Origin of the sequence: Patulibacter defluvii (assembly GCF_034096925.1) — a bacterium.
Lineage (GTDB): Bacteria > Actinomycetota > Thermoleophilia > Solirubrobacterales > Solirubrobacteraceae > Patulibacter > Patulibacter defluvii.
Genome location: NZ_JAWZSQ010000043.1, coordinates 1 through 16399, shown reverse-complemented (window position 1 = coordinate 16399; position 16399 = coordinate 1). Strand labels below are relative to the sequence as shown.

Sequence of the window (16399 nt, the reverse complement as noted above, 5' to 3'; positions counted from 1 at the left end):
GCCAGCGCCGCCCGGGCCGCGGCGGCCGCCGCCGCACCGCCCGCGGTCGCCCGCCCCGCCGGCTCCGCCTGCCGGGCGCTCGGCCCGCTGGCGGTGGTCTTCGACATCGACGAGACGCTGCTGTCGAACTACATCGGCGTCCCCGGCTCCGACCCCGAGACCGGCTCGGTCGGCCAGTTCCCCGGCGCCCTCAGCGGCACCGGCACCCGGATGCCGGGCGTCTCGGACGCCTACGTGGCGGCCCAGAAGCGCGGGATGGCGATCTTCCTGATCACCGCCCGCCCGGTCATCGTCCCCGGCCTCCGCGAGACGACCGCCCGCAACCTCGAGGCGGTCGGCTACCGCGGCTGGGCCGGGCTCTCGTTCAAGGAGAACCCGTTCGGCAGCTCGGCGACCTACAAGACCGCCGAGCGGGCCGCGATCGAGGACCGCGGCTACCGGATCGTCGCCAACGTCGGCGACCAGGAGAGCGACCTGGTCGGCGGCCACAGCGAGAAGACCTTCAAGCTGCCGAACCCCTTCTACACGGGCTGATCCGGCGAGGCCCGTCCGGCGGAGCGACCGCCGGACGGGGGCCGCCGGCCGCTCAGCCGATCCGGCGGCGGACGGCGGCCAGCGCGTCGGCGGTGGTGGCGTCGCCGCCGAGGTCCTTCGTCCGCAGCCCGTCGCCGAGGGCGCCGTCGACCGCGGACTCGATCGCCGTCGCCTCGGCCTCGAGCCCGAGTCCGTGGCGGAGCATCATCGCGGCCGAGAGGAAGGTCGCCAGCGGGTTGGCGATCCCCTGGCCGGCGATGTCCGGCGCCGAGCCGTGGACCGGCTCGAAGACGCCCGGAGACTCGATCCCCCCCGCCCCACCGACCGACGCCGAGGGCAGCATCCCGAGCGAGCCGGAGAGCATCGCCGCGGCGTCGGAGAGGATGTCGCCGAAGAGGTTCTCGGTCACGATCACGTCGAACTGGGTCGGCCGCGCGATCAGCTCCATCGCGCACGAGTCGACCAGCTGGTCGGCCAGCTCGACGTCGGCGTAGTCGGCGGCGTGGACCTCGTGCACGACCTGCCGCCACTGGCGCGAGGTCTCCAGCACGTTCGCCTTGTCGACCGAGTGGACGAGGTTGCGGCGGCGCTTGGCGGCGTCGAAGGCGACCCGCGCGATCCGGTCGACCTCGGCCACGGTGTAGTGGCAGAGGTCGGAGGCGTCCGTGTCGGTGCGGGTCTTCTCACCGAAGTAGATCCCGCCGGTCAGCTCGCGGACGACCAGCAGGTCGGTGCCGTCGAGCACCTCGCGCTTCAGCGCCGAGGCGTCGTAGAGCGCCGGCACCGGCCGCACCGGCCGCAGGTTGGCGTACAGCCCCAGCTCCTTGCGGAGGCCGAGCAGGCCCTGCTCCGGCCGCGGCTTCGACGGGTCGGTGGTGTCCCACTTCGGCCCGCCGACGGCCGCCAGCAGGACGGCGTCGGAGGCGCGGCAGGCGGCCAGCGTCTCGTCGGTCAGCGCGGTCCCGTGGGCGTCGATCGAGGCCCCGCCGAACGGGTGCTCGGAGAACGCGAAGTCCCCCAGCTCGTTCAGCAGCTCGAGGGTCGGCGCGGTGATCTCGGGGCCGATCCCGTCGCCGGGGAGGACTGCGATCTGGTGGGCCATGGGGATACGTGTCTCGCTCTGGGTCGTGGTCAGTCGCGGCGCAGGCGGGCGGCGATCCGGTCGGGGCTCTCGCCCGTCCCGGTCGCGGCCCCGGCGCGGGTCGCGCTCAGGTTCAGCCGCTCGTAGTGGATCGTGATCGGCGCGCCGTCGGCGGGCGTCAGCTCGGCGAGCACGGCCTGCACGAAGTCGTCGTGGACCTCGCCCGGCAGCCGGTCGAGGTGAGCGCCGAGGACGACGGCGTGGAGGAACGAGTAGGGATCGTCCGGGGTCACGTCGCGCGGCTCCAGCCCGCAGCGGACGTCGACGAAGCCGGCGGCCCGCAGCCGCTCCGCGGTCTCCTCCGGGCCGGCGAAGTTCCAGGGGCCGTCCCAGCCGGCGAAGGCGGTCGCCCACGGCTCGTGCTCGCGCAGGCGCTCGATCGCGGCCTCGACGTCGGCGACGTTGCCGGCCCCGCCGCACTGGGCCTCGAGCCGGCCGCCGGGCCGCAGCACCCTGGCCAGGCGCGAGAACAGCAGCGGGTGGTCGGCGATCCAGTGGAAGGTCGCCGACGAGACGACCGCGTCGACCGGCTCCGGCAGCGCCAGCTCGGTCAGGTCCTGGACGTGCAGCTCGACCGTCGGCGGCAGCAGCTTCTGGGCCTGCTCGATCATCGCCGGCGAGCCGTCGACGCCGATCACGCGGCCGCGCGGCAGCCGCTCGACCAGCTGGGCGGTGACCTTGCCGCTGCCGCAGCCGGCGTCGAGCACGGTCTCGTCGCCCTGCAGGTCGAGCCGCGCGAGGACGTCGGCGCCCCAGCCGGCGTGGGGCTGCGAGACCCGGTGGTAGGTCCCGGCCTCCCAGTCGCGCGGGGCGCTCATGCCGCCGCCTCCAGCGCGACCGCGTCCCGCCAGCCGGCGTAGACCGCGAACCGCCACTGCTTGAAGACGCAGTCGGCCTCGGCGAAGCCGGCCTCGCGCAGCCAGCGGACCTGGTCCTCGACCGACGCCGGCCGGTCGAGCGCCATCCGCGCGTCGGCGTCGGCCCGCTGCGCCGGGGTGATCCCGGCGGCGGCGATCTGGGCGCCCCAGCGGGCGACGTTGAGCGCGTCGGTGGCCGCGGTCGGACCGGCGACCTGCTCGGCGTTGACGAAGACCCCGCTCGGCCGCAGCCGGGCGTGGGCACGGGCGAACAACGCCCGCTTGCCGGCGTCGTCCAGGTGGTGGATGGCCAGCGACGAGACGATCACGTCGTAGTTGCCGGCCGGCCACTCGTCCTCCATGCTGGCGACGACGAACCGCGCCCGCGCGCCGAGGCCGGCCAGCCGCTCGCGCGCCTGGTCCAGCATCCCGGGCGCCTCGTCCAGCAGCACCAGCTCGGCCTCCGGCAGCGCGTCGGCGACCGCCGCGGCAAGCAGGCCGGTGCCCGCACCCAGGTCGAGGACCCGGACGGGGCCGCGCCGGCCCAGCGTCGCCACCTCGACCGCCGTTCCGTAGAACGCGTCGAAGGGCGGGATCAGCTGGCGGCGCTGGGCGTCGTAGCCGGTCGACCAGCGGTCGTACCAGCCGGCGGCGGGCGCGCTCATCGGGGCCTCCTAGCCGACGGGCGTCGTGGCGATCGGGTCCTCGGCCGGGAGCGACAGCGAGCTGGGGCCCGACCAGGCGCGCTCGGCCTGCCGCGCCTCGTAGGCGTCGATCTGCTCGCCCTTGGCCAGGGTCAGGCTGATGTCGTCGAGGCCGTTCAGCAGCCGGTGCTTCGTCTCCGGGTCGATCTCGAACGGGAACGTCTCGCCGCCCGCCTCGACCGTCTGGGCCTCGAGGTCGATCCGGGCCTCGCCGGCGGCGGCGACCTTGCGGACCTGGTCCTCCGGCAGCTGCACCGGCAGCAGCCCGATCTTGGTCGAGTTGGAGTAGAAGATGTCGGCCAGCGAGGTCGCGATCACGGCCTTGAAGCCGGCGTCCTCCAGCGCCCACGGCGCGTGCTCGCGGCTGGAGCCGGAGCCGAAGTTGGCGCCGCTGGTCAGGATCGGGTTGCCGATCTCGACGTTCCAGTCGGGCGCCTGCTTGGCGTCGTGGAACAGGAACTCGCCGAAGCCGGTCCGCTCGACCCGCTTCATGAAGCGGGCGGGGATGATCTGGTCGGTGTCGACGTCGTCGCGGTGCAGGTCGGAGACCTTGCCCTCGATGATCTTCACGGGGTCCATGGTGGTGCTCGTCCTCTCGAAGCTCGGGACCGGCGCCTAGACGGCGGCCGGCTCGCGGTCGTCGGCGCCTTGCCACTCGCGGATGTCCACGAAGCGGCCCTCGATCGCCGCGGCGGCGGCCATCTGCGGCGAGACCAGGTGCGTGCGCCCGCCCTTGCCCTGGCGGCCCTGGAAGTTGCGGTTCGACGTCGAGGCGCAGCGCTCGCCCGGCTGCAGGACGTCGGGGTTCATGCCCAGGCACATCGAGCAGCCGGCACCGCGCCAGTCGAAGCCGGCCTCGGTGAAGACCTTGTCGAGGCCCAGCTGCTCGGCGGCGATCTTGACCTGGACCGAGCCGGGAACGACCATCGCGTAGACGCCGTCGGCGACCTTGCGGCCCTGGATCACGTCGGCCGCGGCCTGCAGGTCGGCCAGCCGGCCGTTGGTGCAGGAGCCGAGGAAGACGCGGTCGATCTTGATCTCCTCGATCCGCTCGCCGCCCTCCAGGCCCATGTACTCCAGGGCCCGGCGGGTCTGCTCGCGCTCGGCCTCGTCGGCGATCGAGTCGACCGTCGGCACGGTGCCGTCGACGCCGACGACCATCCCCGGGGTGGTCCCCCAGGTGACCCGCGGCGACAGCTGGGTGACGTCGACGACGATCTCCTTGTCGAAGACCGCGCCCTCGTCGGTGTAGAGCTGCTTCCACTGCTCGACGGCGGCGTCCCAGGCGGCCCCGGTCGGCGCGGCCGGCTTGCCCTGGACGTAGTCGAAGGTCGTCTGGTCGGGAGCGATCATGCCCGCGCGGCCGCCGCCCTCGATCGTCATGTTGCAGATCGTCATCCGGCCCTCCATCGAGAGCTGCTCGACGGCCGGGCCGGCGAACTCGACGACGTAGCCGACGGCGCCGTCGACGCCCATCTGGCCGATCGCGCCGAGGATCATGTCCTTCGCGGTGACGCCGTAGGGCAGCTCGCCCTCGAACCGGATCCGCATCGACTTCGGCTTCTTCTGGACCAGCGTCTGGGTGGCCAGGACGTGCTCGACCTCGCTGGTGCCGATCCCGAAGGCGAGCGCCCCGAAGGCCCCGTGGGTGGCGGTGTGCGAGTCGCCGCAGACGATCGTCATGCCCGGCTGGGTCATCCCCTGCTCGGGGCCGACGACGTGGACGATGCCCTGGCGGTTGGAGCCGAGCGAGAAGACCGGCACGCCGAACTCGGCGCAGTTCCGCTCCAGCGTCTCGACCTGGGTGCGGGAGAGCGCGTCCTTGATCCGGGCCGCGACCGGGGTGCCGTCGGTCGGCACGTTGTGGTCGGCGGTGGCCAGGGTCTTGTCGGGACGGCGGACCGGGCGGCCGGCCAGTCGCAGCCCGTCGAAGGCCTGGGGGCTGGTGACCTCGTGGACCATGTGGAGGTCGATGTAGATCAGGGAGGCGGGGGTTCCGTCTCCCACCTCGTGGGCCTCCCAGATCTTGTCGAACAGCGTCTTGGGCATTCGTGCGCTCCGTGAGGGTGGAGAGAGGGTCGCGAGACGTCAGCTGCGGCGCAGGCCGGCGCTGACGACGGCCAGCAGGACCGCGTCCTCGGGACCGGGGTTGTCGAAGTGGTGGGGCAGGTCGGCGTCGAAGGTCACGCAGTCGCCCTCGGCGAGCGCGTGGTCGACGCCGTCGCAGTGGAGGACCAGCGCGCCGCGCTCGACGAGAGCGATCTCGCGGCTGCCGGGCTCGTGCATCGGCGGATCGCCGGCCTTGCCCGTGCGGGCGCCGGCTCGCAGCTCGTGGCGGGTCAGCTCGCTGCGCTGGCCGGGCAGCGGGGCGGTCAGGATCTCGACCACGTGGCCGCGCTTCGGGTCGCCGCCGCGACGGCGCTCGGCCCGGCGGACGATCGTGACCGAGCCGCCCTCGTCGAGCCGCAGCAGCTGGCTCAGGCGCAGGTCGAGCCCGGCGGCGATCCGGGCGGCGACCTGCAGCGTCGGCGAGGTCTCCCCCCGCTCGACCTGGCTCAGCGTCGTCGCCGAGACGCCGCAGCGCTCGGCGACGTCGCGCAGCGACAGGCCCATGTTCTCGCGCAGGGACCGGACCCGCGGACCGATCTCGATCCGCTCGGCGTCGGCCGGCATCGGGCTCGTGCTGGTCGCCGTGGTCGCCATCTGCCGTCGTACGGTATCACGTACAAGCGTACGGTCAAGCGGACGACGGAGGGAGGGGTGAACGTCGCACGCCTCCCCCGCCCCCCGCCGCCGTGCGACGTTCACCGACGCCCACGGGGGCCAACGTCGCACGCCCCGGGTGAGGGGCCCGGCGCGTGACGTTCGCCCCGCGCCTGCCGAGCGCCGCCCGGCCCGAGATGCGACGCGTCCACGGACGCCCCGCGCCGCCCCTAGACGGTGCCGTGCAGGAAGTACCAGACGAAGACCGCGGCGACCACGGCCAGCAGCGGGTGGACCTCGCGCCAGCGGCCGCGGAGGACGGCGATCAGGACGTAGAGCACCATCCCGGCGCCGATGCCGTTGGCGATCGAGAAGGTGAACGGCATCAGCGCGATCGTGGCGAAGGCCGGGAGCGCGACGCCGATGTCCTCCCAGTCGATGTTGGCCACGACGCTGATCATCAGCGCGCCGACGATCACCAGCGCCGGGGCGGTGGCGGCGGTCGGGATCACGCCGACCACCGGGGCGAAGAACATCGCCACCAGGAAGAGCGCGCCGGTGACGACGTTGGCCAGGCCGGTGCGGCCGCCCTGCTCGACGCCGGCCGAGCTCTCGATGTAGATCGTGTTCGACGAGGCCGAGGCCGCGCCGCCGGCCACCGCGCCGACCGACTCGACCAGCAGCACCCGGCTCATGCCCGGCAGCCGGCCCTGGTCGTCGGTCAGCTTGGCCCGGCGGCCGAGGGCCAGCGCCGTGCCCATCGCGTCGAAGAAGTTCGACATCAGCACGGTCACCACCAGCGCCACCGCCGCCCCGAAGCCGAGGGTGCTGAAGAAGTCGAACGAGAAGTCGCCCACGAGCCCGAAGTGGGGCGTGTCGGCGAGCTTGTCGGGCCGGACCGCGCCGGCGATCGGGGTCCCGTCGGCGAGCTTGTTGACGATCCCGGCGAAGAGCGTCGAGACGACGATCCCGATCAACAGCGCCCCCGGCACCCGCCGCGCCATCAGGACCGCGATCAGGACCAGGCCGATCAGGAAGACCGCGGTGTTCCAGGTCCCCAGGTCGCGGGTGATGGTGACCATCGGGTCGGCGCTCTCGGGCCGGATCACGATCCCCGCGTCCTTGAAGCCGATGAAGGCGATGAAGAGGCCGATGCCGGCGCCGATCGCCCGCTTCAAGGCGTCGGGGATCGCGTTCATCACCGCCTCGCGCAGCCCGACCAGGACCAGCACCAGCATCACGAGGCCCTCGACGACGATCACGCCCATCGCCTCGGACCAGCCGAGGCCCTCGCCGGCGACCAGCGTGTAGGCGACGAAGGCGTTGATGCCGAGGCCGGCGGCGAGCGCGAACGGGACGTTGGCGAACAGGCCCATCGCGATCGTCATCGCGCCGGCCACGAGCGCGGTCACCGTGACCAGCTCGCCGTGGTCGAGCTTCAGCCCGGAGCCGTCGGCGAGCGCACCGAGGATCGACGGGTTGACGGCCAGGATGTAGGCCATCGTGGCGAACGTGGCCAGGCCCGCGAGCACCTCGGTGCGCACGCTGCTGCCCCGCTCGCTGATGCGGAAGAAGCGGTCCATGGGGTCCTCATCGGGGCAGCGAACGACGCACCGCGACCGGCCCCGGGACGGCCGCCGCGCAGGGCCAGACTAGGCCCCGGCGCGGCGGAATCGGCGTACGCGGCGCCGATCAGGCCAGCAGGCCGGTGGCGACGACGATCTTCAGCGTCGCCCGCTCGCTGCGGGCCTTGTCGAAGGTCGCCGGGGCCGGGTACGCCTTGGGGCTGGCGCCGACCGCGCCGCCGCCGAGGATGTAGCGGATCCAGGCGGCGTGGCGGGCCTCGACCGAGTGGATCGAGAGCGCGGCCTGGACGTAGGCGCGGGTCTTGATGTTCGGCCCCTGACCGGCGTAGGCGGCCACGCCGGTGTCCTCGAGCGCCGCGGCGGTGGCGCCGAAGTTGGCCTTCGAGACCGCCCCGGCGACCGCGCTGGAATCGAGCTTCGGCGCCTTGACGGCCTTCTTCCCGAGCCCCTTCTTGAGGAACTTGACGTGGTCGGCCTCGTGGACGGCCACCACCTGCGCGAACTGCTTCAGCTCCGGCGAGGCGAAGTCGTCGGCCGCGACGGCGGCGGCGTAGAAGGCGGCCTCCAGGTACTCCAGCGTCAGCGCGTAGTTGAGGATCCGGACGTCGTTGGTCAGCGACTTCCTGCTCGAGATCTTCGCCTCGGCCAGCGACGGCAGGCCGAAGACCGACGCGCCGGCGACCAGGCCGGCGCCGGCGATCGCGCCGTTGCGGAGGAAGGTGCTGCGGTCGAAGCCGGCGGCCTCGGCCGCCTCGCGGACGTCGCCGTCGACGTCCAGCTGCTCCAGGTTGATGGGGTGCGACATGGGGCGCTCTCCGTGGTGGTGGGCGGCCGGGCGCCGCGGTCGCTTCCGCGACGCCCGCTCACCGGGTCCAACGACCCGGCGACCCGATCGGATGCGCCCGCCGTCAGGGCGTCGGTTCGAGCGCCGCGCCGGCCGCGGCCGGGTCGGCGTCCGAGCGGTGCTCGGCGGCGACCTTGCGGGCCGCCACGTTGAGCGCCCGCAGGTAGGCGATCGCGGAGGCCCGGATCGTGTCCGGGTCGACCGCCTGGCCGGCACCGGTGATCCGGTCGCCGACCACCACCCCCGGCAGGTCCCAGCGGACGGCCGCGCCGGCCGTCCCCAGCTCGAGCACCACCGACGCCTGGGCGAGCGCGTCCTGGCCGCCGGTGACCGCGTCGACCCGGTACTCGCGGAGCCGCGCGTCGACCCCGATCGCCGCGTCGATCGCCCGGAAGACCGCGTCGACCGGGCCGTCGCCGGTGAACGAGCCGGAGACCTCGCCCTGGTCGGGCGTCGCGACCACCACCACCGCGTGCGGCGGCCGGGCGTCGCTGGTCGCCTCGACGGCGTAGGAGATCAGCTGGAAGGCGCCGACGGTGTCGTCGCCGGTCCGCAGCTCGTCGGTGACCAGCGCCTCCAGGTCCATGGCGGTGACCTGCTTCTTGCGATCGGCCACCTCCTTGAACTTGTCGAACGCCTGCCGCAGCGCCTGGCCGTCGAGGTCGTAGCCGAGCTTCGCCAGCGCGTCCTTCAGCGCCGCGCGGCCGGAGTGCTTGCCCAGCACCAGCTGCTCGGCGTCGTCGATCCCGACCGTGGCCGGATCCATGATCTCGAAGGTCTGGCGGTTCTTGAGCACGCCGTCCTGGTGGATCCCGGACTCGTGGCTGAAGGCGTTGCGGCCGACGATCGCCTTGTTCGGCTGGACCGCGTAGCCGGTCAGCCGCGAGACCAGCCGGCTGGTGCGGGCGATCTCGGTGGTGACCGCGCCGGTCGTGTAGCCGAGCCGGTCGTGGCGGGTCGCGAGGAGCATGATGATCTCCTCCAGCGAGGTGTTGCCGGCCCGCTCGCCGATCCCGTTGACCGCGCACTCGATCTGGCGGGCGCCGACGGCCAGGCCGGCCAGCGAGTTGGCCACCGCCAGGCCGAGGTCGTCGTGGCAGTGGACCGAGAGCACCACGTCGCGCAGGCCGGGCGTGTACTCGTAGAGCTTGGTCAGGAACTGCGCGTACTCGTCGGGGGTGGCGTAGCCGACGGTGTCGGGGACGTTGATCGTGGTCGCGCCCTCGTCGATCGCGATCTGGAGCACCTGGGCGGTGAACTCCGGGTCGGCGCGGGTGGCGTCCATCGGGCTGAACTCGACGTCGTCGACCAGCGAGCGGGCGTGCGCGACGGCCGCCTTCGCCCCCTCCAGCACGTCGGCGCGCGTGTTGCGCATCTGGTGCTCGATGTGGATGTCGGAGGTCGAGATGAAGGTGTGGATCCGCGGCCGCTCGGCGTCCTTCACCGCCTGGCCGGCGCGGTCGATGTCGCCCGCCTGGGCCCGGGCCAGACCGGCGATCACGGGACCCTGGACCTCGCGCGCGATCGCCTGGACGGCGTCGAAGTCGCCCGGCGAGGCGATCGGGAAGCCGGCCTCGATCACGTCCACGCCGAGCCGCGCCAGCTGGTGGGCGATCTCGAGCTTCTCGCCCTTGTTGAGCGAGATGCCCGGCGACTGCTCGCCGTCGCGCAGCGTGGTGTCGAAGATGATGACCCGGTTCGGGTCGGCGGGCGTGGTCATGGTCGGGGTTCTCCTTCGGGGCTCGTCCTCGGATCCTGCTCTGCTGTGGGTTCGCGGCTGATGCGGCCGCCACGCGTCGCTCCCCCTAGCGGGGGAGGAGCAGCAGAAGGGCGAGGTCGAGGCGCTGAGCCATGACTGTCGCGGAGCGTAGCACCCGCGATCGGCAGCCCACCGGGGCGGCTGGCGAAACGAGACGCTCCGCGTCCCGAATCGCCCTCGCCGCCCCCCGTCCGGTCCGGCTAGAGCGAGAGCGCGCGGCCCTCGACGAAGCCGTCCTGCTCCAGGATCCCGGCCAGGACGTCGGCCGAGACGGCGGCGTCGGTGGTGATCACCATCACGGCGTGGTCGCCGCGACCGCCCTCGTCGTCCTGGTCGTAGCCGACCGCGGCCTGCTCGATGTTGATCCCGGCGTCGCCCAGCAGCACGCCGATCCGGCCGACCATCCCGGGCCGGTCGCTGTAGCGCAGGATCAGCAGGTTGCCGTCGAGCTGGAGGTTGAAGCGCTGGCCCCACGCCTCCAGCAGGTGGGGCCGGTTGCGGCGCCCGAGCGTCGTGCCGACGACCCGGTGGCGGACGCCCTCGGAGACGACCGTCACCCGGATCAGGTCGGTGAAGTCCCGCGCCTGGGTGCGGGTGGTCTCCTCGATCTCGATCCCGCGCTCGGCGGCCAGCGAGGGCGCGTTGACGTCGTTGACCGCCTCCTCGGTGCGGCCCGCCAGCACCCCGCGGAGGACGGCCAGCGAGAGCGGGCGGACGTCGCGCTCGGCGATCCGGCCCAGCACCTCGACCTCGATCCGCTCGATCGAGCTGCCGCCGGCGAGGTCGGCCGCGACCCGGCCGAGGCTGGCGGAGAGCGGCAGGAACGGCCGCAGCACCTCGAGGTCCTCGCGGCCGACGGCCGGCGCGTTGACCGCGCTGGTGACGGTGCCGCCGGTGAGGGCGGCGACCATCTGCTCCGCGGCCTGGAAGCCGGCGCGGTCGTTGGCCTCGGCGGTCGAGGCGCCCAGGTGCGGGGTCAGGATGACGTTGTCGTAGCCGGCGAGCGGGTGGTCGCTGACCGGCTCCTCCGGGAACACGTCGAGCGCCGCGCCGGCGACCTTGCCGGCGTCGAGCGCGTCCTTCAGCGCCGCCTCGTCGACCAGGCCGCCGCGGGCGACGTTGAGGATCCGGACGCCCTCCTTGACCTTCGAGAACGCCTCGGCGCCGAGCCAGCCGGCGGTCTCCGGCGTCTTCGGCAGGTGGATCGTGATGAAGTCGGCCTGGGCGTAGATCTCGTCGCTGTCGGCGGCCTTCTCGACCCCCAGCTCGCGGTAGCGGTCGGCGCTGACGTAGGGGTCGAAGGCGAGCACCCGCATCGCCAGGCCCTGGGCGCGCTCGGCCACCAGCTGGCCGATCCGGCCGAAGCCGATGATCCCGATCGTCTTGCCGTACAGCTCGACGCCGGAGAACTTCGAGCGCTCCCACTTGCCGGCCGCCATCGAGGCGTTGGCCTGCGGGATGTTGCGGGCCAGCGCCATCATCAGCGCGACCGTGTGCTCGGCCGCGGTGACGACGTTCGACTGCGGGGCGTTGACGACGACGATCCCGCGCTTGGTGGCGGCCGCGATGTCGACGTTGTCGACGCCGACGCCGGCGCGGCCGACGACCTTCAGGTTCGCCGCCCGCTCGATCAGCTCGGGGGTGAACTTCGTCGCCGAGCGGATCAGGACGCCGTCGTACTCCGGCAGCTTGGCCAGGAAGGTCTCGTCGTCCCAGTCGATCCCGAGGTCGACCGCGAAGCCGGCCTCGCGCAGGGCCTCGATCCCCGACGGGCCGACCTTCTCCTTGACGAGGACCTTGGTGGTCTCGGACATGGCGGTGGTGGTCTCCTTGGGGTCGGTCAGGCGGCGAGCCGCTCGACGACGTAGTCGATCGAGGCGGTCAGCTGGCGGATGTCGGACGGGTCGATCGCCGGGAAGCAGGCGACGCGCAGCTGGTTGCGGCCGAGCTTGCGGTAGGGCTCGACGTCGACGATCCCGTTCGCGCGCAGGGTCGCGGCGACCGCGGCGGCGTCGATCGCGTCGTCGAAGTCGATCGTGGCGACGACCGCCGAGCGGTGCGCGGGGTCGGCGACGTAGGGGGTGGCGAACGACGACGCCGTCGCCCACTGGTACAGGTGGCCCGAGGACTCGGCGCTGCGGCCGGCGGCCCAGTCGAGCCCGCCATTGCCGTTGAACCAGTCCAGCTGCTCGGCCATCAGCAGCAGGGTCGCCAGCGCGGGCGTGTTGTACGTCTGCTGCTTGCGCGAGTTGTCGAGCACCGTCTTCAGGTCGAAGAAGGCCGGCACCCAGCGGTCGGAGGCGGCGATCCGCTCGATCCGCTCGATCGCGGCCGGGCTGAAGAGCCCGAACCAGATCCCGCCGTCGGAGGCGAAGCACTTCTGGGGCGCGAAGTAGTAGACGTCGGCCTGCGACGCGTCGACCGGCAGGCCGCCGGCGCCGGAGGTGGCGTCGACCATCACCAGGGCGTCACCCGCGCCCGCCGGCCGGACCACCGGGACCGCGACCCCGGTCGAGGTCTCGTTGTGGGCCCAGCCGATCACGTCGACCGCGTTCGCCGCCAGCGCCTCGCTCAGCTGCTCGGCCGTCGGCGCGGTGCCGGGGGCGGCCTCGACCACGACCGGGTCGTCGAGGAACGGCGCCTGCTGCGACGCCTTCGCGAACTTCGAGGAGAACTCGCCGTAGACGAGGTTCAGCGCCCGCCGCTCGATCAGGCCGAAGGTGGCGGCGTCCCAGAAGGCGGTGGTGCCGCCGTTGGAGAGCAGCACCTCGTAGCCTTCCGGCAGCGAGAACAGCTGCGCCAGGCCGTCGCGGACCCGCTTGACGGTGTCCTTGACCGGCGCCTGGCGGTGCGAGGTGCCGATGATCTGCGCGCCGTCGGGCGCGACCGCGGTCGTCAGCGCCGTCAGCTGCTCGGGGCGGACCTTCGAGGGGCCGCAGCCGAAGCGGCCGTCGGCGGGCTTGAGGTCGTCGGGCAGCGCGATCGCCGCGTCGGTGTTCTGGCTGGGTCCGGTCATGCGGCTCCTTCAGGGGAGTGGACGTCGGTGCCCAGGCGCGCGGCGGTGGTGTGCCGTCGCTCCCCGGTGGTCGGTTCCACCCGCTGGCGCCAGTCGCGACGGCCCGCTGGAGGATAGCGAAGGGCCGCCGCCGCCCGAGGCCGTTCACCGAACGCTCACCGGACGGCCGGCGGGGAGCGGCGGGAGCGTTCGATAGCGTCGCGCCATGGTCTCCCGTCCCGACGCCGACGCGTCCCCGCTCCCCCACCCCCAGCTGCGCGCCCGGCTGCAGGAGCTGGACGACCTGCAGCACGCCGCGCGGGTGCTGGGCTGGGACCAGCAGGTCGTGATGCCGCCCGGCGGGACCGCCGCCCGCGGCCGCGCCGGCGGGACGATCGAGCGGCTGGCCCACGAGCGGCTGGTCGACCCGGAGCTGGGGCGGATGCTCGACGAGGCCGAGGCGGCCGGCGCCGACCCGGGCCTGATCCGGGCCGTGCGCCGCGACCACGAGCACGCGCGCCGGATCCCGGGCGAGCTGGTGGCCGAGATCGCCGCCGCCGCGGCCGACGCCCAGCCGGTCTGGCAGCGGGCCCGCGAGACCAGCGACTTCGCCCTCTTCGCCCCCGCGCTCGAGCGCAACCTGGAGCTGCGGCGGCGGGTCGCGGCCTGCTTCCCGGACGCCGCCCACCCCTACGACCCGCTGCTCGACCAGTTCGAGCCGGGGATGACGACCGCCGAGGTGCGGGACGTCTTCGACCGGCTCCAGGCCGGGCTGCGGCCGCTGATCGCGGCGATCGCCGGCAAGCCGCTGCCCGACCCGCTGACGGGCCCGTTCCCGGCCGCGGAACAGCAGACGCTGGCGCTGGAGATCGCCCGCACGATCGGCTTCGACGACGAGCGCTGGCGGCTCGACGTCTCGACCCACCCGTTCTCGGAGAAGGTCGGTCCCGGCGACGTCCGCGTGACCACCCGCTACGACGAGGCCGACCTGCTCAGCGGCCTGCTCTCGACCCTCCACGAGGTCGGCCACGGGCTCTACGAGGCCCAGGTCGACCCGGCGCTGGCCGGGACCACGACCGACACCGGCACCTCGCTCGGGATCCACGAGTCGCAGAGCCGGCTGTGGGAGAACCAGGTCGGCCGCTCGCGGGCGTTCTGGGCCCACTGGTACCCGCGCGCCCAGGAGCTGTTCGGCGAGGCGCTGGGCAGCGTCGACCTGGACGCCTTCCTGCACGCGGCCAACGTGGTGCGGCCGTCGCTGATCCGGGTCGAGGCCGACGAGGTCACCTACGCGATGCACATCGTGCTCCGCTTCGAGCTGGAGGTGGCGATGCTGGAGGGCACGGTGACCGTCGCCGACCTGCCGGCGGCCTGGAACCAGCGGATCGGCGAGCTGCTCGGCGTCGACGTCCCGGACGACGCCCACGGCGTGCTCCAGGACATCCACTGGAGCTTCGGCGAGCTGGGCTACTTCCCGACCTACGCGCTCGGCAGCATCGTCTCGGCCCAGCTGTGGGACGCCGCCGGCGCGGCGATCCCCGACCTCGAGGGCGCGATCTCGCGCGGGGACGCGGCGCCGCTGCGGCAGTGGCTGGGCGAGCACGTCCACCGCCACGGTCGCACCCGCACGACCGACGAGATCCTGCGCGAGACGACCGGCGGCGGGCTCGACCCCGAGCCGTTCCTGCGCTACCTGACGACCAAGTTCGGCGCCCTCTACGGGCTGGTGCCGAACGGCGGCTAGGAGCCTAGGTCGTCGCGCGCCGGATCCAGAGCCCGAGCAGCGGGTCGATCAGCCGCCAGCCGGAGCCCGCGGCGACCACGTGCTGGCCGTCGTCGACCAGCCGCCGCAGCGCCGAGGCGAGGGTCGTGGCCGGGGTCCCGCTCTCGGCCGCGGCGGCCTGGCCGGTCGGCGGCAGCCCGCGGGCGATCGCCCGCAGCACGTGGCGCTCGGCGCCGGGCAGCCCGGCCCAGGTCGCCTCGAGCGCGTCGCGGACCTCGCGGAAGGCGATCTCCACCACGGCGTCGGGCAGGCTGGCCTCGTCGCGGTCGGCGCCCTGCTCCAGCAGCTCGACCAGGTGGTGGGCCAGCAGCACCGTCCGCTGCGGGTGGCCGTCGGCGATCGCCACCAGCGTCGCCAGCGCCTCCAGCGAGCCGTAGCCGATCTCCTCCATCAGCCGGTCGCCGTCGGCCAGCGCCTCGTCGAGCGGCAGCGGCCCGAGCTCCAGCGGCCGCGCCTGGCCGAAGAGCGGCCGCTCGCGGTCGTCGAACAGGGCCCGCATCAGCGACGGCGCGCTGCCGGCGTAGACGTAGGCCGCCGCGTCGCCGTGGTGCTGGATCACCGAGCGCAGCAGGCCGTCGAGCCCGCGGCCGGCCCCGAGCAGGTCCTGGAACTCGTCGAAGCAGACCACCGAGAGGATCCCGTCCTCGGCGTAGAGCCGGCGCGGCAGGTCGAGCAGCTCGACCAGCGCCGCGTCGGGCACCGCCGCCGGCCCGCGCGCGCCGGCCGGGGCGACCTGGGCCGTCGCCAGCCCCGGCACGCCGACCGTCAGGCCGAAGCGCATCAACAGCCCGCGGACGGCCTGGCCGGCGGGTCGGCCCAGTCCGGCGTAGGCGGCGGCGACGCGGCCGAGGACCGCCTCGCGGTCGCCGACCGACGAGAGGTCGACGAGCACCGCCCGGTGGCCCGCCGACCGCAGCGCGGCGCAGTGGGCGTGGAGCAGGCTGGTCTTGCCGTAGCGGCGCGGGGCCGAGAGCCGGACGGCCGTTCGCGACGCGGCGGCGCGGGACAGCTGCTGCTGCTCCTCGCGGCGGTCGATCAGCCGCTCGGGCGGCGTCGGCGCGTCGTAGCGGAAGGGATTGCCCGCGAACACGGGGATATCGTAGAGGTCACACGAAGATGTCGTGTGGGACGACACGAAGTTTTCGTGTTGCGGCTAGTCGAAGCCGCCGGCGGTCAGCGCCACGCCGAGCAGCAGGAACAGCACCCAGAGCGTGCCGAAGACGAGGAACAGCCAGCCGATCGCCTGCTGGGCGGGACCGGGCCGGCCGCGGAGCAGGATCCAGCCGCCGACGACGGCGCCGAAGCCGCCGGTGAAGGCGGCGATCGCGATCGCCGCCACCAGCCGGCCGACGTCGAAAGCCGGGCGGGCGCCGGGCCGCGGAGGGGTCGTCGCCGTGGCCGGCCGGTCGGTCGACAGGCCGGCGACGGGCGGAGCGGACCGGTCGGGCCGCGGGGGCCGCTCGGGCCGCGGGGCGGGCGCGGGCGGCGCGGCC

At 73.8% G+C, this 16399-nt stretch carries 14 protein-coding genes, 1 pseudogene and 1 riboswitch; of the genes and pseudogenes, 2 read left to right on the top strand and 13 right to left on the bottom strand.

Annotated features, from left to right (window positions below):
* A partial coding sequence (locus tag SH587_RS24145; protein WP_320673223.1) for an HAD family acid phosphatase occupies positions 1-534 on the top strand: 534 nt, incomplete at its 5' end.
* A gap of 52 nt (positions 535-586) precedes the next feature.
* Here the strand turns inward: SH587_RS24145 and leuB are convergent.
* The 11 genes from leuB to serC form a co-directional block, all read right to left on the bottom strand.
* Complete coding sequence (gene leuB / locus SH587_RS24140) at positions 587-1636, bottom strand: 3-isopropylmalate dehydrogenase (RefSeq protein WP_320673222.1); 1050 nt, start codon at positions 1634-1636, stop codon at positions 587-589.
* Between the two features lie 29 nt (positions 1637-1665).
* On the bottom strand, positions 1666-2493 hold the full coding sequence (locus SH587_RS24135) for a class I SAM-dependent methyltransferase (protein WP_320673221.1): 828 nt from the start codon (positions 2491-2493) through the stop codon (positions 1666-1668).
* Positions 2490-3197, bottom strand: coding sequence for a class I SAM-dependent methyltransferase (locus tag SH587_RS24130; protein ID WP_320673220.1), 708 nt, complete (start codon positions 3195-3197; stop codon positions 2490-2492). Before SH587_RS24130 ends, SH587_RS24135 begins: the two co-directional genes overlap by 4 nt.
* 9 nt (positions 3198-3206) lie before the next feature.
* The gene (gene leuD / locus SH587_RS24125; RefSeq protein WP_320673219.1) at positions 3207-3815 is read right to left on the bottom strand and encodes a 3-isopropylmalate dehydratase small subunit; all 609 of its coding nucleotides are present in this window, start codon (positions 3813-3815) and stop codon (positions 3207-3209) included.
* Between the two features lie 36 nt (positions 3816-3851).
* Positions 3852-5285, bottom strand: coding sequence for a 3-isopropylmalate dehydratase large subunit (gene leuC / locus SH587_RS24120; RefSeq protein WP_320673218.1), 1434 nt, complete (start codon positions 5283-5285; stop codon positions 3852-3854).
* A 39-nt stretch (positions 5286-5324) separates the two neighbouring features.
* Positions 5325-5939, bottom strand: coding sequence for a helix-turn-helix domain-containing protein (locus SH587_RS24115; protein ID WP_320673217.1), 615 nt, complete (start codon positions 5937-5939; stop codon positions 5325-5327).
* A 230-nt stretch (positions 5940-6169) separates the two neighbouring features.
* Positions 6170-7522: an NCS2 family permease gene (locus SH587_RS24110; RefSeq protein ID WP_320673216.1), complete on the bottom strand. Its 1353-nt coding sequence runs from the start codon at positions 7520-7522 to the stop codon at positions 6170-6172.
* A gap of 109 nt (positions 7523-7631) precedes the next feature.
* Positions 7632-8330 carry a ferritin-like domain-containing protein gene (locus SH587_RS24105; RefSeq protein ID WP_320673215.1) on the bottom strand — a complete coding sequence of 233 codons (699 nt, stop codon included), beginning with the start codon at positions 8328-8330 and terminating at the stop codon, positions 7632-7634.
* Positions 8331-8433: 103 nt separating this feature from the next.
* Positions 8434-10089 carry a 2-isopropylmalate synthase gene (locus SH587_RS24100; protein WP_320673214.1) on the bottom strand — a complete coding sequence of 552 codons (1656 nt, stop codon included), beginning with the start codon at positions 10087-10089 and terminating at the stop codon, positions 8434-8436.
* A gap of 239 nt (positions 10090-10328) precedes the next feature.
* Positions 10329-11942, bottom strand: a complete 1614-nt coding sequence (gene serA, locus SH587_RS24095; RefSeq protein WP_320673213.1) for a phosphoglycerate dehydrogenase — start codon at positions 11940-11942, stop codon at positions 10329-10331.
* A gap of 26 nt (positions 11943-11968) precedes the next feature.
* On the bottom strand, positions 11969-13144 hold the full coding sequence (gene serC / locus SH587_RS24090; protein WP_320673212.1) for a phosphoserine transaminase: 1176 nt from the start codon (positions 13142-13144) through the stop codon (positions 11969-11971).
* 22 nt (positions 13145-13166) lie between these two features.
* Positions 13167-13251, bottom strand: a riboswitch (ZMP/ZTP riboswitch).
* Between the two features lie 98 nt (positions 13252-13349).
* Between serC and SH587_RS24085 the strand changes: the two genes are divergently transcribed.
* Entirely contained in the window at positions 13350-14867 is a 1518-nt protein-coding gene (locus SH587_RS24085; protein WP_320673211.1) for a carboxypeptidase M32, read from the top strand.
* Positions 14868-14871: 4 nt separating this feature from the next.
* On the opposite strand, the gene SH587_RS24080 is transcribed toward SH587_RS24085, so the two are convergent.
* Both SH587_RS24080 and SH587_RS24075 read right to left on the bottom strand, forming a co-directional pair.
* A complete protein-coding gene (locus SH587_RS24080) occupies positions 14872-15996 on the bottom strand; it encodes an AAA family ATPase (RefSeq protein WP_320673210.1) in 1125 nt (374 codons plus the stop codon).
* Between the two features lie 63 nt (positions 15997-16059).
* Positions 16060-16399: pseudogene (locus SH587_RS24075) on the bottom strand (hypothetical protein); the annotation flags it as partial.

What these genes read in the sequence shown, in the direction of transcription:
- SH587_RS24115 (WP_320673217.1), bottom strand. Translation starts at nt 5,939, where the DNA reads ATGGCGACCACGGCGACCAGCACGAGCCCGATGCCGGCCGACGCCGAG.
- leuB (WP_320673222.1), bottom strand. Translation starts at nt 1,636, where the DNA reads ATGGCCCACCAGATCGCAGTCCTCCCCGGCGACGGGATCGGCCCCGAG.
- SH587_RS24085 (WP_320673211.1), top strand. Translation starts at nt 13,350, where the DNA reads ATGGTCTCCCGTCCCGACGCCGACGCGTCCCCGCTCCCCCACCCCCAG.
- SH587_RS24110 (WP_320673216.1), bottom strand. Translation starts at nt 7,522, where the DNA reads ATGGACCGCTTCTTCCGCATCAGCGAGCGGGGCAGCAGCGTGCGCACC.
- SH587_RS24100 (WP_320673214.1), bottom strand. Translation starts at nt 10,089, where the DNA reads ATGACCACGCCCGCCGACCCGAACCGGGTCATCATCTTCGACACCACG.
- SH587_RS24135 (WP_320673221.1), bottom strand. Translation starts at nt 2,493, where the DNA reads ATGAGCGCCCCGCGCGACTGGGAGGCCGGGACCTACCACCGGGTCTCG.
- SH587_RS24105 (WP_320673215.1), bottom strand. Translation starts at nt 8,330, where the DNA reads ATGTCGCACCCCATCAACCTGGAGCAGCTGGACGTCGACGGCGACGTC.
- leuD (WP_320673219.1), bottom strand. Translation starts at nt 3,815, where the DNA reads ATGGACCCCGTGAAGATCATCGAGGGCAAGGTCTCCGACCTGCACCGC.
- leuC (WP_320673218.1), bottom strand. Translation starts at nt 5,285, where the DNA reads ATGCCCAAGACGCTGTTCGACAAGATCTGGGAGGCCCACGAGGTGGGA.
- serA (WP_320673213.1), bottom strand. Translation starts at nt 11,942, where the DNA reads ATGTCCGAGACCACCAAGGTCCTCGTCAAGGAGAAGGTCGGCCCGTCG.
- serC (WP_320673212.1), bottom strand. Translation starts at nt 13,144, where the DNA reads ATGACCGGACCCAGCCAGAACACCGACGCGGCGATCGCGCTGCCCGAC.
- SH587_RS24130 (WP_320673220.1), bottom strand. Translation starts at nt 3,197, where the DNA reads ATGAGCGCGCCCGCCGCCGGCTGGTACGACCGCTGGTCGACCGGCTAC.